Annotated in this window: 14 protein-coding genes; 5 read left to right on the forward strand and 9 right to left on the reverse strand. The window is 69.7% G+C overall.

All coding sequences use genetic code 11. From position 1 onward, the window contains the following. Positions 1–4: 4 nt before the first annotated feature. Positions 5–1,042, reverse strand: a complete 1,038-nt coding sequence (gene trpS / locus ABC419_RS00660) for a tryptophan--tRNA ligase (RefSeq protein ID WP_200168288.1) — start codon at positions 1,040–1,042, stop codon at positions 5–7. Positions 1,043–1,292: 250 nt separating this feature from the next. On the opposite strand from trpS, the gene ABC419_RS00665 reads away from it, so the two are divergent. Next, positions 1,293–1,796, forward strand: coding sequence for a hypothetical protein (locus ABC419_RS00665; protein WP_412876652.1), 504 nt, complete (start codon positions 1,293–1,295; stop codon positions 1,794–1,796). Here ABC419_RS00665 and murJ read toward each other — a convergent pair. The 6 genes from murJ to ABC419_RS00695 all read right to left on the reverse strand — a co-directional run bounded on the left by murJ (position 1,791) and on the right by ABC419_RS00695 (position 11,409). After that, a complete protein-coding gene (gene murJ / locus ABC419_RS00670) occupies positions 1,791–3,488 on the reverse strand; it encodes a murein biosynthesis integral membrane protein MurJ (protein ID WP_412876651.1) in 1,698 nt (565 codons plus the stop codon). The two genes, ABC419_RS00665 and murJ, sit on opposite strands and share 6 nt — an antisense overlap. 30 nt (positions 3,489–3,518) lie before the next feature. Then, on the reverse strand, positions 3,519–6,221 hold the full coding sequence (gene glnD, locus ABC419_RS00675; RefSeq protein ID WP_412876650.1) for a [protein-PII] uridylyltransferase: 2,703 nt from the start codon (positions 6,219–6,221) through the stop codon (positions 3,519–3,521). Positions 6,222–6,368: 147 nt separating this feature from the next. Next, on the reverse strand, positions 6,369–9,062 hold the full coding sequence (gene mutS, locus ABC419_RS00680; protein WP_412876649.1) for a DNA mismatch repair protein MutS: 2,694 nt from the start codon (positions 9,060–9,062) through the stop codon (positions 6,369–6,371). A gap of 95 nt (positions 9,063–9,157) precedes the next feature. After that, complete coding sequence (locus ABC419_RS00685) at positions 9,158–10,057, reverse strand: aldo/keto reductase (RefSeq protein ID WP_125899508.1); 900 nt, start codon at positions 10,055–10,057, stop codon at positions 9,158–9,160. Between the two features lie 69 nt (positions 10,058–10,126). After that, positions 10,127–10,759: a maleylacetoacetate isomerase gene (gene maiA / locus ABC419_RS00690; protein WP_412876648.1), complete on the reverse strand. Its 633-nt coding sequence runs from the start codon at positions 10,757–10,759 to the stop codon at positions 10,127–10,129. After that, positions 10,756–11,409 carry a fumarylacetoacetate hydrolase family protein gene (locus ABC419_RS00695; RefSeq protein WP_412876647.1) on the reverse strand — a complete coding sequence of 218 codons (654 nt, stop codon included), beginning with the start codon at positions 11,407–11,409 and terminating at the stop codon, positions 10,756–10,758. Before ABC419_RS00695 ends, maiA begins: the two co-directional genes overlap by 4 nt. 158 nt (positions 11,410–11,567) lie before the next feature. On the opposite strand from ABC419_RS00695, the gene ABC419_RS00700 reads away from it, so the two are divergent. From ABC419_RS00700 to ABC419_RS00710, 3 genes are all read left to right on the forward strand, one after another. Further along, complete coding sequence (locus ABC419_RS00700) at positions 11,568–11,912, forward strand: glycine zipper domain-containing protein (RefSeq protein ID WP_003166480.1); 345 nt, start codon at positions 11,568–11,570, stop codon at positions 11,910–11,912. Next, complete coding sequence (locus ABC419_RS00705) at positions 11,912–12,310, forward strand: hypothetical protein (RefSeq protein WP_313576905.1); 399 nt, start codon at positions 11,912–11,914, stop codon at positions 12,308–12,310. The genes ABC419_RS00700 and ABC419_RS00705 overlap by 1 nt, the downstream gene beginning before the upstream one ends. 102 nt (positions 12,311–12,412) lie before the next feature. Next, complete coding sequence (locus ABC419_RS00710) at positions 12,413–12,592, forward strand: DUF1328 domain-containing protein (protein WP_003166483.1); 180 nt, start codon at positions 12,413–12,415, stop codon at positions 12,590–12,592. A gap of 76 nt (positions 12,593–12,668) precedes the next feature. On the opposite strand, the gene ABC419_RS00715 is transcribed toward ABC419_RS00710, so the two are convergent. Further along, entirely contained in the window at positions 12,669–13,457 is a 789-nt protein-coding gene (locus ABC419_RS00715; RefSeq protein WP_200168236.1) for a metallophosphoesterase family protein, read from the reverse strand. Next, positions 13,457–14,422 (reverse strand): diacylglycerol/lipid kinase family protein, encoded by a 966-nt coding sequence (locus ABC419_RS00720; protein ID WP_125899514.1) that lies wholly within the window; start codon positions 14,420–14,422, stop codon positions 13,457–13,459. Before ABC419_RS00720 ends, ABC419_RS00715 begins: the two co-directional genes overlap by 1 nt. Positions 14,423–14,576: 154 nt before the next feature. On the opposite strand from ABC419_RS00720, the gene ABC419_RS00725 reads away from it, so the two are divergent. After that, positions 14,577–14,930: a YMGG-like glycine zipper-containing protein gene (locus tag ABC419_RS00725; protein ID WP_125899515.1), complete on the forward strand. Its 354-nt coding sequence runs from the start codon at positions 14,577–14,579 to the stop codon at positions 14,928–14,930. Positions 14,931–14,999 lie beyond the last annotated feature (69 nt).

A 14,999-nucleotide genomic window follows, 5' to 3' on the forward strand; every position in this document is an offset into this window, starting at 1 on the left:
CGGCTCAGCCCCGCCAGAAGCCGACGATCTTCTTGACATCGGCGATGGTCGGCTCGGCGATCTCACGCGCCTTTTCGGCGCCCGCGGCCAGGGCGCGGTCGATTTCGGCCGGGTCGTTCATCAGACGGCGCATCTCGGCGGTGACGTTCGCCATCGAGGACACGGCCAGCTCCGCCAGCTTGGGCTTGAAGGCGCCGAAGCCCTGGCCCGCGAACTCGGCCAGCACGGCCTCGCGCGTCGTGTCGGACAGGGCGGCGTAGATGGCGACCAGGTTCTTGGCCTCAGCCCGGCCTTCCAGACCCTCAACCGTTTCCGGCAAGGGCTCCATGTCGGTCTTGGCCTTGCGGATCTTGTTGGCGATGGCGTCGGCGTCGTCGGTCAGATTGATGCGCGACAGATCCGACGGATCGGACTTGGACATCTTGGCCGCGCCGTCGCGCAGGGACATGACCCGCGTCGCCGGACCCTGGATCAGCGGCTCGGGCAGGGGGAAGTAGCCCGGCGTGCCGAAGTCGTTGTTGAACTTCTGGGCGATGTCGCGGGTCAGCTCCAGATGCTGCTTCTGGTCCTCGCCGACAGGCACTTCGGTCGCCTTGTAGAGCAGGATGTCCGCCGCCTGCAGCACCGGATAGGTGTAGAGGCCGACGCTGGAGCGTTCCTTGTGCTTGCCCGATTTCTCCTTGAACTGGGTCATCCGGTCCAGCCAGCCCAGGCGACCGACGCAGTTGAAGATCCAGGCCAGTTCGGCGTGGGCGGGCACGGCCGACTGCGGGAAGATGACCGCCTTGGCCGGGTCGAGGCCCGAGGCCAGATAGGCCGCCGCGATCTCGCGCGTCTGGGCGGCCAGCTTCTCCGGCTCCTGCCAGACGGTGATGGCGTGCATGTCGGCGACGAAGACGAACAGGGGCGCGCCCGTCTCCTGCAGTTCGGTGAAGCGCTTCAGCGCGCCCAGATAGTTGCCTAGGTGCAGGGCGCCCGAGGCCTGGATGCCGGACAGGATGCGGCGCGGACCGGTGTATTGGGCCGGAGTCTGGTCAGTCATGATGATGGATCTCGGAAGTCGAAAGGCGAATGTCGGCGCGCGTCATCCCGCGCGAAAGGCAGGCGTGCGAAGGCACGAGGCGGCAGGTCAGCCGCGCCATCGTCCGTGAGCGAGTTTTCGTCCCGAAAGCGCCATGTCCTCGCGCTTATCGGTTCGGGGCGCGAAGGGCAACACTCCTGCGGCGGTTCGCACGTCGCCGCGATCATGGAACGGTGTTAGCCTCCTCTTCCATCGGCATGGAGGGAAGGACATGGACGAGTTCGAAGTCGCCCCGCCCGAGGGTTTCGACTCTCGCCTGGCGCTGACGCGGATGCTGGCGCTGCTGCGCCACCTGATCGACATGATCGCCGAGTTCAGGGAGACGCTGATCCTGACCAGCGGCGGCGATCCCGCCGACCCGGTGCTGGACGACGCCTTCCTGGCGGCGAGGAGCCTGGCGCTGGAAGACGTCGACGCCCTGATCGCCTTGGTCGATGCAGCGGACTTCACCGCCCCGGCCATGGTCGAGCATCGCCTTCAGGGCGAGGCGCTGCGCTTCAAGATGCTGGCGATCCTGGCGGCCTATCGCCTGGTCGTCGCCGCCCAACCCAGCCGGAATCCAGGCATGAGCCGAGGCTGGTCCCTGTACCGCCGCGCCCTGCGCACGACGCTGGCGGCCATCGACGGGCCGCTAGAATCCCTGACGGCGGCGCTCGGCGCCAAACAGGGTCTGGTGGAGTTCAAGAAGGCGCTGGAGGTTCTACTGGACCTATGACCGGGCCGAGCGCCGGACCAGCCCCTTGACCTCGGCCACCGTCACGGCGCGCGTCAGGAAGGCCAGGACGACATAGGCCAGACCGCCCGCCGCCACGACCAGCAGCAGCGTGATCTCCTTGGCGCCGTGGGTCGAACCCAACATGGCCAGCAGGTCCGCGACCGGCGCCTGCAGCATCGGCCGCGCCCAGGAGGCGACGCCGACCACCGCCGCCAGCCCCGCGCTGGCCAGGGCGATGCGCCCCAGACGCCAGACCGCGCGCGGGCTGGGCCGGTAATGACCGCGCCGCCACAGGGTCGCCGCCAGCAGGATGACATTGGTCCAGGCCGAGGCGCTGACCGCCGCCGCAATGCCCGACACCCCCATGCCCAGATAGAAGAGGCCGATCGCCAGCGCCGCGTTCACCGCCACGGACACCAGGGCGAAGACCATGGGCCTGCGCGTATCGCCGCGCGCGAAGAAGGCGGGCGCCAGGATGCGGATCAGGACGAAGGCGGGCACGCCCCAGCCGAAATGCAGCAGGGCGTGAGCCGTGTTGACGGCGTCGATCTGAAGGAAGGCGCCGCGCGTGAACAGGGCGTCGATCAGGAAATAGGGCATGGCCATCAGGGCCGCCGCCGCCGGCAGGGTCAGGGCCATGGACAGGATCAGCGCCTCGTCCATTGAGGCCTGCTGCTGGCCGTGATCCTGCGACGCCACCGCCGCGGACAGCTTGGGCAAAAGGGCGATGCCGATCGCCACCCCGACCAGCCCCAGCGGCAGCTGATACAGCCGGTCCGCCGTCGCCAGCCAGGTGCGGCCGCCGTCGACGAAGCTGGACAGGTTGCCGGAGATGAAGACGTTGATCTGGGTCGCGCTGTTGCCGATGGCGGCGGGAACGGCGGTGATGATGATGGCCTTCACCGCCGGGGTCATCTTCGGCAGGCTGAGACGGATGTTCGCCCCCGCCTTGCGCGCCGCCCACCAGCACAGACCCGCCTGGGCCACGCCCGCGACCAGCACGGCCCATGAGGCGGCGTAGGCGGCCTCGATCTGGTCGCCCTTCACCGGGATGACGGCGGCCAGCATGATCAGGTTCAGCAGGATCGGATAGGCGCCCGAGACGATGAAGCGCCCCCGCGCGTTCAGCACCCCGCTGAGCAGGGAGGCGATCGCCATACAGGGCAGGTAGGGCATGGTGATCTGGGTCAAGATCACCGCCAGCTTGAAGCGTGCAGGGTCGTCCAGAAAGCCGATGTTGATGACGGTCATCAGCCACGGCATGGCCAGTTGGGCGACCACGGTCAGAGCCACGGTGACGGCGGCCACGGCGGCCAGGGCGTCGGTGGCCACCTTGTCCGCCGCCGCCTCGCCTTCGCTTTTCAGCGTCTTGGCGTAGGCGGGCACGAAGGCGGCCGCGAAGGCGCCCTCGGCGAAGATGCGCCGAAACAGATTGGGGAAGTTCAGCGCGGTGTAATAGGCGTCGGCAGCCGGTCCCGCCGAGGCCCCCAGCGCCGCCGTAATGACCAGATCGCGCGCGAACCCGGCCAGACGGCTGAGCAGGGTCATGGCGCTGAAGATGGCCGAGGATCGCGCCACGCCGCCCGTCTTGGCTGTTGAAGCAGACGCAGGCGGTTGGACGACCGGCTCGACCGTGGCGTTTGCCGCAGAAATCGGCGCGGCCGGTTCGATGGGATCGGTCTTGTCGTTCACGGCTGTTCCTGCGCTCGGTCCCGAAACGCCTTAGCGCGCCTGCGAGCCGCTGGATACGGGCTTGCGGCCCAACGCGCCTTCCAGATCCGAGACGTCGCGCACGCTGGCGCGCACGGGGACGATGCGCCGTCCCGCCGGGCCTTGCGGCGCGCGATCCAGCACCTCCAGAAGATCTGTCTTCAGAGCCTCCAGCTTCGACTTGCTCCTGGGTTTCCGACCGTCGGCGTCGGTGATGTAGAAGCCGTCCACCGCCCGCTCGCCGAAGCTGGCGACGTGGGCCGAGCGGGTCGAATAGCCGTGCGTCGAAATCGTCCGCGCCAGGTCCGCCAGCAGGCCCGGACGGTCGGCGCCCGAGACCTCGATCACCACGGCGCTCGTCCCCGTATCAGCGTCGATCCGCACCACCGGCCGCACATCGAAGACGGCGCGGCGGGCGCTGACGCGCGGCGCCTCAAGCGTCGAGGTCCGCGCCCCCTTCAGCACCGCCCGCTCCATCGCCCGGACCAGAATGGCCAGTCGTCGCGGCTCGCGCCCGCCATAGGGCTCGCCCGCTCCATCCTGAATCTCGAACACGTCCAGCGCCATGCCGTCCACGGCCGTGGCCAGCCGCGCGCCCACCACGTCTGCGCCCGCCATCGACAGCGTCGCCGCCAGATCGGCGAACAGGCCGGGCCGATCGCGCGCCGCCACGGCCACCCGGGCGGTCGATTCCAGCGGCCCTTCGGCGGGCAGGGCCTCGACCGCCGCCCCTTCGCGCCGCGCCCGTTCGACCAGCGCCGGATGGTCGGTCAGAGGGTCTTCACGCGTCACGGCGTCGCCCCGGAACAGGGCCTCGGTCGCCTCGAACAGGGCGCGCATCAACTGCCCCTTCCAGCCGTTCCACACCCCCGGCCCCACGGCGCGGATGTCGGCCACGGTCAGCACCATCAGCATCCGCAGGCGCTCCGGATCGCCCACAGCCTCCGCAAACGCCCGCACGGTCGAGGGGTCGGACACGTCGCGCTTCTGTGCGTAGTCGCTCATCAGCAGATGATGGCGCACCAGCCAGACGACCAGCTCGATCCGGCGCGGATCGACGCCCAGCCGTTCGCAGGCTCGACGCGCGGCGATGGCGCCGTCCTCCAGCTGGCCCCGGTCGCCGCCCTTGCCCACGTCATGCAGCAGCATGGCCAGCATCAGGACTTCGATATCGGCGATGCGCGGAACGATGGCGGTCGAGGCCGGGTGGTCCGCCTTCAGCTTGCCGCGCGCGATGTCGTTGATGATCCCCACCGCCTGCAGGGTGTGCTCGTCCACCGTATAGGCGTGGTACATATTGAACTGGGTCTGGCCGACAATCCGCCCCCACTCGGGCAGGAAGCGGCCGAGGAAGCCCGTCTCGTTCATGATCGACAGGACGCGATAGGGCCGCTGGCCGTGGGCCAGCACCGTCAGAAACGCCTCGGCCGCGCGCGGGTCGCGGCGCAGGGCGGGCGTCACCAGCGTCAGCGAGCGGATCACGGCGGCGAAGGCGTCGGGGTGCAGGTCCAGGTCCAGCCGGTCCGCCTCGACGAACAGCATCAGCAGCCGCGCCGGATCGCGGGCGAAGACATTGGCGCCCGTCACCGTCAGCCGTCCCTCCTCCACCGCCAGACCGTCGAAGGCCAGCTTGACCCGGCGCCGCCGGATCAACCGCGACAGGCCGCGCGCCAGCCCTTCGGCCTTCTTCTGCTGACGCGCCTCCAACTGGGCCGAGACGGCGCGGGTCAGGGCGCCGACCTCGCGCGCGACCTGAAAATAGCGGCGCATGAAGCGCTCGACCGCCAGTTCGTCGCCGCGCCCGCGCCAGCCCATGCGCCGGGCGATCTCGGGCTGGACGTCGAAGGTCAGCTTCTCCTCGGCTCGCCCGGCGACCAGATGCAGCAGGATGCGCACCCGCCACAGGAAGCCGATCGCCTCGCGGAAGCTGCGCAGCTCGCGCGCGGTCAGCAGGCCCTCCAGCGCCGCCTGCCCCCGCTCGCTGTCCGGCACCAGAGAGCGGGCGATCCAGAACAGGGTGTTGAGGTCGCGCAAAGCCCCCTTGCCGTCCTTGACGTTCGGCTCGACGCGGTAGCGGACGGCGCCGGTCTTCTGCAGGCGCACGTCGCGCTCGGACATCTTGGCGGCGATGAAGGGACGCGGGTCGGCGCGGGCGACGGCGGTGCGGAACCGCTTCAGCAGGCTTTCGCCCAGGGCCGCATCCCCGGCCAGCACCCGCGCTTCCAGCAAGGTCGTGCGCACCGTCATGTCGTCGCGCGCCAAGGTCAGCGTTTCGCCGATGGAGCGGAAGGCCGAACCGACCTTCAGCCCCAGATCCCACAGGACGTAGTGGACGAACTCGACCACCGCCCGGGCGCGCGGACTGATCGCCTGGCCCGGCCGCAGGAACAAAAGGTCGAGGTCCGAGAACGGCGCCAGCACCCCGCGTCCGTAGCCGCCGACCGCCAGCAGGGTCAGCCGCTCGTCCGGAGCCGGATAGACTTGTTCGGTCGCGAACCGCCACAGGGTGGTCAGCAGGGCGTCGGCGGCCTCGGCGTAGAGGCGCGCGGCTTCGGCCCCGTCGGTGGCGCTTTCGGCCCGGCGGGCGGCGCGGGCGCGGTCAGCGTCGAAGCTTTCGCGCAGGAGCGCGGTGACGGCGGCGCGCGGGTCCGGCGCCGAGGCGGCGTCGAGAATGGCGGACGAGAGCGGGGACGAGGCGGTCACGGTGACGACCATAGCACGCCCTTTTCTTCCCGCTCATCCCGGCGGACGCCGGGATCCAGTAAGAGCTTCACCCTCAACGCCCAAAAAAGCGCTCCGTGTCCAAGCGCGCATTTGGGGCTAAAGGACTGGATCCCGGCGTCCGCCGGGATGAGCGGGGGTTTAGGTCTTCGCCAAGCCCTTGAGTCGATAGAGCGCCTCCAGCGCCTCGCGGGGGGTCAGGTCATCCGGGTCGATGGCGGCGACGGCTTCATCGAGCATGGACTTCATCGGCGGCGGGGGCGGCTCGGCGGCGGCGAACAGGGGCAGGTCGTCCAGACGGGCGGTCGCCGCCTTCTCATTCTCCAGCCGCTCCAGCACCTCGCGGGCGCGGCCGACGACGGCGGTGGGAACGCCCGCCAGACGCGCCACCTGCACGCCGTAGGAGCGGTCCGCCGCGCCGGGCGCCGCCTCGTGCAGGAAGACCAGTTCGCCGTTCCACTCGCGCGCCTTCATCGACAGGTTGCAGACGTGGTCGAGCCGTTCCTCCAGCTGGGCCAGCTCATGATAGTGGGTGGCGAACAGAGTGCGGGCGCGGTTGGTCTCGTGCAGAGCCTCGGCCGTGGCCCATGCGATGGCCAGGCCGTCGTAGGTGGCGGTGCCGCGCCCGATCTCGTCCAGCACGACGAAGCTGCGGCCGGTCGCCTGGGTCAGAATGGCGGCCGTCTCGACCATCTCCATCATGAAGGTGGAGCGGCCGCGCGCCAGATCATCGCCCGCGCCGACGCGACTGAACAGACGATCGACCACGCCCAGCTTCATCGACCGCGCCGGGACGAAGGCCCCGGCTTGAGCCAGCACGACCAGAAGCGCGTTCTGGCGCAGGAAGGTCGACTTACCGGCCATGTTCGGGCCGGTGACGATGGACAGGCGCGAGGCCCCGACGCCGTCGCCCGCCAGCTGGCAGTTGTTGGGGGTATAGGGCAGGCCCTGCGCCTTCACCGCCGCCTCGACCACCGGGTGACGGCCCGCCTCGACGGCGAAGCACAGGCTGTCGTCCACGCTGGGGCGCACGGCCCCGACCTCTTCGGCCCATTCGGCCAGGGCGGCGTGGGCGTCCAGTTCGGCCAGAGCCTCGGCCACGCCCTGAAGCGGTCCGGCCAGACGCGCGACCTCGCGGCGCCAGCCCTCGAAGGTCTCGGCCTCGATGGCGAGAGCGCGGTGTCCGGCCTGACTGATCTTGGCGTCGAGCTCCGACAGTTCGACGGTTGTGAAGCGCACCTGATTGGCCAGGGTCTGGCGGTGGATGAAGGGGCTGTCCGGTCCCGCCCGCAGCAGAGGTTCGGCCGCCTTGGCGCTGGTCTCCAGGAAGTAGCCGAGGACGGCGTTGTGGCGCACCTTGAAGGCGACGCCGCTGTCGGCGACGGCCTTGGCCTCCAGTTCGGCGATGACCTTGCGGCTGTCGTCGCGCAGGGTGCGGGCGGCATCCAGTTCGGGCCGATGGCCGGGGTTCACATAGCCGCCGTCGCGCGCCAGGTGCGGCGGCTCGTCCATCAGGCCGTCGGTCAGTTCGGCCAGCAGGTGCGACAGGTCGCCCTCAAGCGCCAACTGGTCCAGGCAGGCGGTCACGCGTGCAGGCGGCCCGGCCAGCGGATCATTGGCCGAGGCGGCGAACAGGGCGCTCAGACCCTCTGCCGTCTTCAAGCCCGAGCGGATCGCCGCCAGATCGCGCGGCCCGCCGCGCCCCAGCGCCAGCCGCGAGGTCGCCCGCGCCACATCGGCCGAGGCGCGCAAGGATTCGCGCAAGTTCCGGCGCAGATCGCGCCGCTCCAGCAGCCACTCCACCGCATCCAGCCCCGCGTTGATCGCGCCCGGATCGCGCAAGGGTCGCGAGACGCGCTCGGCCAGCGCCCGCGCCCCGCCCGAGGTCACGGTGCGGTCGATGGCGTGCAGCAGGGAGCCGTCGCGCTCGCCCCGCTGGGTGCGGTCGATTTCGAGGCTGAGGCGGGTCGCCGGATCGATGGCCAGGAAGCCGCTCTCGCCCGAGCGGCGCGGCGGGGTCAGGGCGGGGATCCTGCCCGCCTGCGTCGTCTCCAGATAGGCGGCGATCAGACCCAGCGCCGAAACTTCCGCCTCTTCAAAGGCGCCGAAGCCGTCCAGCGCCGAGACGCCGTAGAGCCGCTGCACCCGGTCCTTGGCCCCGACCGGCTCGGCCAGGGCCTGGGGCATGGCCTGAACCACCCCGCCGGACCCGTCCAGCGCCCCCTTCATCGTCTCGTCCGAGAACAGGCGGTCGGGGACCAGCACCTCGGACGGACGGAACGCCGCCAACGCCGCGCCCAAATCCGATAGGTCGCAGGCGACCGAATCCACCACGCCCGCCGACAGTTCGACCACCGCCACGGCGGCCCTTCCTTTACGGATCGCCACGGCCGCCAGCCGATTGGCGCCGCGCGCGTCCAGCAGCGTGTCCTCAGTCAGGGTGCCTGGCGTCACCACCCGCACGATGTCGCGGTGGACCACGGCCTTAGAGCCGCGCTTCTTGGCCTCGGCCGGGTCTTCCAGCTGTTCGCAGACGGCGACCTTGAAACCCTGACGGATCAGCCGCGCCAGATAGCCGTCCATGGCGTGGACCGGCACCCCGGCCATGGGAATGTCCTCGCCCTGATGCTTGCCGCGTTTGGTCAGGGCGATGCCCAGCGCGGCGGCCGCCTTCTGCGCGTCCTCGAAGAACAGCTCGTAGAAGTCGCCCATGCGGAAGAACAGCATGGCTTCGGGCTGTGTAGCCTTGACCGACAGATACTGGGCCATGACCGGCGTAGTGCCAGCGTCGGGCTTGAGGTCGGTTTTGGGCGGGTGGGAAAGGGGCGCGTTCATCTGACCCGCAGGGTGGCGGATCGCGGCGGCGGCCTCAAGCGCGGGCGGCGACGCTCATACACAGGCGAAAGGCGACCTGTGGACAGCTCTGTGGATCAGGCGGCGCTGACCAGCCGCAGACGTGGGCGCGAAGCCAGGGCGGCGGGCGTCTCGTCCAGCGCCAGGGCGTCCCAGTCGATGTCGGGGCGCGGGGCGTGGGAGGCGGCGATGATGGCGCGCAATTCGGCCGAGGAGGCCACGCTGGCGATGACGGAGGCCACGCCCGGCAGGGTCAGGGCGTAGGCCAGCGCCGCCTGCATCGGATCGACCCGCGCCTCGGCCAGACGGCGGCGCGTGCGCGACAGGGCCATGCCGTGCGCGGCCAGTTCGGGCGGCAGGCTGTCGCGGTTGGCGAACAGCAGGCCCTGGGCGAAGACCGAGGCCAGATGCACCTCGACCCCTTGGCTCGCCAGCTCGGCGATGACGCCGCATCGCGCCGCGCGCTGGTCCAGAATGTTGCAGGTCAGTTGCACCACGTCCGGCTGGAAACGACGGGCCAGCAGGCCGGGGCCGTCCTCGACCGTGGCGATGAAGCCGACCTTGCGGAAGACGCCTCGCGCCTTCAGGGCCTGAAGGCGGTCCCACAGGGCGCGGCCCTCGGCTCCCGCCAGATCGGCGGCGTTCTGCACCAGGACCGCGTCGCCGCGCGGCAGGCCCATCCGCTCCAGCGAGCGGCGGGCGCGCGCCTCGACCCGGTCCAGACCATCGGCCAGGGGCACGGTGCGCACCGTGACGCGGAAAGGCGAGGGGAAGGGCCAGGCCTGACCCAGCATCCGCTCGACGTCGCCTTCGGGCCGGGTGGCCACCAAGCCGATTCCGGCGTCGCCCGCGGTCTGGAGCAGGTGGCGCGTCGCCTCCTCCCGCTGGCCGGGCGGCAGCGGGCGGGACCGATCAGGCTCAACCACCAGGGCGATGGCGAGTTTGTCGGCCGGAGAGGGCGGAACGGCGAATCTCACACCGCCACTTTCGCCGTCAAAGCTTAAGGGAGATTGACCGAAATCAAGGTCGTTGGTGAATGAAGAGGCTTAATCCGCGTCCGGCTGGTTTTCCGGCAGGGCGGCGATGAAGGCCGGGTGCGCCTCGGCCCTCGCCTCGATCTCCAGCAGGCGCGGGAAGGCCGCCAGATCGACGTTGAACCGCCGCGCCGAATAGAGTTGGGGCATCAGGTAGCAGTCGGCCAGGGTCGGCGCGCCGCCGAAGCACCAGCCCTCGCCGTGACGCACGACCAGCGCCTCCAGCGCCGTGAAGCCGTCGATGATCCATTGACCGGCCCAGGCGTCGACCCCCGCCTGATCGGCGCCCAGACCGCGCACCGCCTTCAGCACTCGCAGATTATTGAGCGGATGGATGTCGCAGCCGATCACCGCCGCCATCGCCCGCACCTGCGCCCGGCCCGCCGTATCGCGCGGCAGCAGGGGCGGTTCGGGATGAGTTTCCTCCAGCCACTCCAAAATGGCCGGGCTCTGCGTCAGCACCAGGCCGCCGTCCGTCTCCAGCGCGGGAACCAGGCCTTGCGGATTGAGCCTGAGGTAGGCGTCGGACTTCTGCGCGCCCGTGCGCAGGTCCAGCGCCGCCTGCCGATATTCGACCCCTTTGAGATTGAGGGCGATACGGGTGCGATAGCTGGTGCCCGAGCGCCAGTAGCCGTGCAGGATCATGATTGCACCGTGAAGTTGAGCGAGGGCAGGCCCGCGATGACCGCCTCGACCTGATCGCCGGGGTTCAGGGGACCGACGCCTTCGGGCGTGCCGGTGAAGATCAGGTCGCCGGGTTGCAGCGCCCACAGTTCGGACGCCTTGGACAGGACGCCGTCCACGTCCCAGATCATGTCGGACAGGCGGCTGGACTGACGAACCTCGCCGTTGACCTTCAGCTCAATCGTCGCGTCGGACGCGGGCGGCGTCAGGCTGAGCGCGCCGCAGGGCGCAGACTGATCGAAGGCCTTGCCCGCCTCCCACGGCCGCCCCTTGGCTTTCGCTTCAGCCTGAAGATCGCGTCGCGTCAGATCGACGCCGACGGCCCAGCCGACCGGCCGGGCGTCCGCGCCCAAGGCTACGACCAGCTCGACCTCATAATGCAGGTTCTGCGTCGCCGACGGATAGGCCGGATGGGCCCCGTCCACGACCAGGGCGTCGCCCGGCTTGGCGAAGAAGAAGGGGGCGGGCTTGTCGGGATCGGCCCCCATTTCGCGGGCGTGGGCGGCGTAGTTCTGGCCCACGCACAGGATGCGTCGCACGGGCAGGCGGCGCGCCTCGCCTTCGATCGGCAGGGACGGCGTCGGGGCGGGCGAGAACAGCCATTCAGTCATGACGCCTGTTCTAGAAGCGACGCGCGCGTCGCGCCAGATGGCCGCATCTGCGACCTTTGCCCATGCTGCATTGCAGGAACCTTGATCGTCGGTGTGGCGTTCCGGGCAGGGCTTCTCTATTTAATCGTCAAGCTTACACAAGGAGCGGAGCGCGCATCATGGCCACGTCCAAGGCTCGTGAAGACATCAAGAACGACCTCAAGACCCTGAAGGAGGACCTCAAGGCCGGCGCCCGCGAGGAAACCCAGCGTCTGAAGGAAAAGGCCTCCGAGGCCGAAGCCCGCCTGCGCGAGCAGGGTGAGGAGCTGCGCGAGAAGGCGCGCGGCTACTACGACGACGCCAAGGTGCGCGGCCGCGAATATTACGACGAGGCCGCCGAGAAGTTCGACGAAGCCCAGCGCTATGTCGTCGAGCGCGTGCAGGAGCGTCCGATCCAATCGACCGCCATCGCGCTCGGCGTCGGCGTCGTCCTGGGCCTGCTGCTGGCCGGGCGTCGGCGCTGATGATTGGGCGGGGGCTCATCAACCGCGCGGTGGCGACCTTCGTCGCCGCCGGCGCGGCCTTCGTGGCCATGGTCGCCCTGGGGGCCACGGTCTATTACCTGCTGCTGCTGGTCGTGCCGCCGCTGATCGGCGCTGCCCTGACCGCTCTGCTGTTCGCCCTGATCGCGGCCATCGTCGCCCTGGTCTTCGTGCGACGAGCGCATGGTGATGACGAGGACGAGGAATACGACGAGCCCGAGGGCCTCGGCGTGCGGGCCTTCCGGCTGTTCCAGCAGCGTCCGATCCTGGGCGCTGCTGCGGCTCTGGCCGGCGGCTTCATCTTCCTGCGCAACCCGGCGCTGGCCACCATGGTGGCGGCCGCCTTCACCGAGAAAAGCAGAGTCCGAAACCGACGCTAAAGGAACAGCCAAGTCTCCGGGGCGTTGTTTCAGGCAAGCGGCGCTGTCGACGGGAGAGGTCGAAAGCTCGCTCCCGTCAACATTTCTCGGAGGGTTCCGCCTATGCTTCGTTGGGCTATTATTTTCTTCATCATCGCCTTGGTCGCAGCTGTGCTCGGCTTTGGCGGCATCTCGGGCATGTCGTTCGAGATCGCCAAATTCATCGCCATCATCGCCGTCATCCTGTTCGTCGTCTCCCTGCTGGTGGGCGGGCTGAGGGGCCGCGGCGGGCCGCGCATCTAGCCGAACGGCCAGACATCGAAATCAGGGCCGCGACCATGCCGTCGCGGCCCTTTTTCATGACTGGAACCAGGAGCCGTCAGGCGCGGCGACGCGGCAGACGCCAGGTCTGGTGATCGGCGAAAGCCCGACCATCCCAGGCCACGGCCGAAACCGTCACCGTCTCGGCGTCCCATTCGATACGGTTGAAGCTGGGCGGCGATCCGCGCTCGCGATGCGACAGCGTCCCGCAACCGACCGCATAGGAGCAGTGGTCCCCCACCCCGATCGGCAGGGCGAAGGGCACATGAACGTGGCCGGTGACGATCAGGTCGACACCCGCCTCGGCGAAGATGCGGGCGGCCCGCTCGCCGCGCTTGACCTCGCCGGTCATCGGCGCGCCGATCATCTCGACCAGGGGATGATGGCAGGCCAGGACGCGCAAGGCCCCGGCCGGCGCCTGACGCAGGGCCTCGGCCGCGCGGCGCGTCTGATCCAGATCGATGACGCCCTTGGACCAGTTGGGCCGCGCCTGCCAGCCGCGCGCCGTCGTCACGCCGCGCACCATCAGATCCTCGCGACGGAACTGATGGTCATGCGCCGGATGGCCGGTCGCCTGCTCAAACGCCCGCCAGGGCCAGAACAGCCGGGCCAGCACATCCCAATAGGGCACGTCATGGTTGCCGACGGTGACGAAGACCGGCTCGGGCAGGGCGCGAATCCACTCGCCCGCCGCCGCGAATTCGCGCGGATAGCCCCTCTGGGTGATGTCGCCGGTGATCAGGATCAGATCGGCCCCGGCACCGTGAGCGTAGTCAGCTGCGGCGGCCACCGCGTGTTCATGCTCGCATCCGAAATGAACGTCCGAGAACTGAAGGACCAGACCCACTAGACGCTGTCCCTGCCCGCCGGAGGCTTGGGCGCCAGAGCCATGAAGGCGCGTGGTACGAATTTCACCGCCGTCTCGCGGCCCAGCAGCATCGGCTCGCCGTCGATCACGGCGGGAATGCGCGAACGGGCCTCCACCTCGATCTTGCGCGCGCCGCGGGTGGTGACGGTCGGATCCTGGCGCCAGTCGTCGAACAGGGCGTGGGCGGCCAGACGGAAGGCCTGGGCCGCGTCGGCGGTGTTCATGGCCGCCGCCTCCAGCCCGTCGCACTTGACCATGGCCTTGGAGATCAGCGGGCTGATCAACACCAACGCTTCGGCCTTTTCCCGCGCGCCGCCGTCCAGCGCATAGCGCACCCGACCCGAGAAGGCCTTCTTCAGCGCCCGGCGGCCATAGGTCCAGGCCATCTTCAGCTTGCCCTCGCGGATGGCCTCGCGCGCCGGGGCCCACAGGGCGGGCGAGCCCAGGATGGCGGCGCAATAGAAGGCCTCGCCCTCGACCTCGCCGCCGGACACGCACTGGGGCGCGCCTTCTTCCAGCGCCAGCCGAAGCGCCGCCTTCCAGTCCGCCGTGCCGTACAGGGCCTTGGGCAACATGTTCATGGTGCCGCCGGGCAAGGGGGCGATCAGCGGCCCGTCCGGTCCGGCGCGGGCGGCGACCGAGCGCGCCGTCCCGTCGCCCGCCAGGATGAACAGGGCGTCCGGCCGCGCCGCCAGGGCTTCGCCGATCTGATCCGGAATGCGTGCGCCCTCCAGCACCACCACCTCGGCCTGCAGCGGATAGACGGCCAGCAGGGCGGCGGCTTCGTCGGCCGCCTGCGGCCCGACGCCGCCCGACAAGGGATTGACCAGGATGATGACCCGCTCCAGCCGGACCTCCCCGGTCAGAGGGCGAGGCTCCTCGACCGTGTCGTGCGACGAAGGGGCGGCGGCCAGGGCGCTCAGGAAATTCGGGGCGTCGATCATGGGCGGCGAACGCCTGCGCGGGCGGCCAGTTCCGCACCTGCGACAGTGAGGGAAAAATAAAGTGAAGCTTGTGGCGTTTTGCCTCGGAACCGCCCTCTTCGGACTGCGTTATCGAAGCTTCAGGGGTGCCCCCTAAGGGATGAAGGACAGAACCATGAACAAGGCGATTCTCGCCATTGCCGGCGCCGGTCTTCTGGTGACCGCCTGCGCCAGCGACCCGTATTACGGCGGCGGCGCCGGCTCGAGCCAGGCCGTCCGTCAAGGCGCCGTCGGCGCGGGCCTGGGCGCCGTGGCCGGCGCCATCATCGGCAACAACGTCGGCGGCGGCAACGCAGCCACGGGCGCCGCCATCGGCGCGCTGGCCGGCGGCGCGGCCGGGGCCATCCGCGGCTCGAACCAGGACCGCAACAACCAGCAGCGTTACCGCGACAACCAGGGCCGGTACTACTACTGCTACGACAACCGCCAGACCGAGTGCTACTGGGAGAACGGCCAACGCCGTTATTGATCCAGGCTTCTAGCCTCTGGCGCCCGAAGCGTTTTCGGGACACTCTGAAAGGGCGATCCGCATGGCGCG

It is taken from the genome of Brevundimonas phoenicis (assembly GCF_047237745.1).
GTDB lineage: Bacteria > Pseudomonadota > Alphaproteobacteria > Caulobacterales > Caulobacteraceae > Brevundimonas.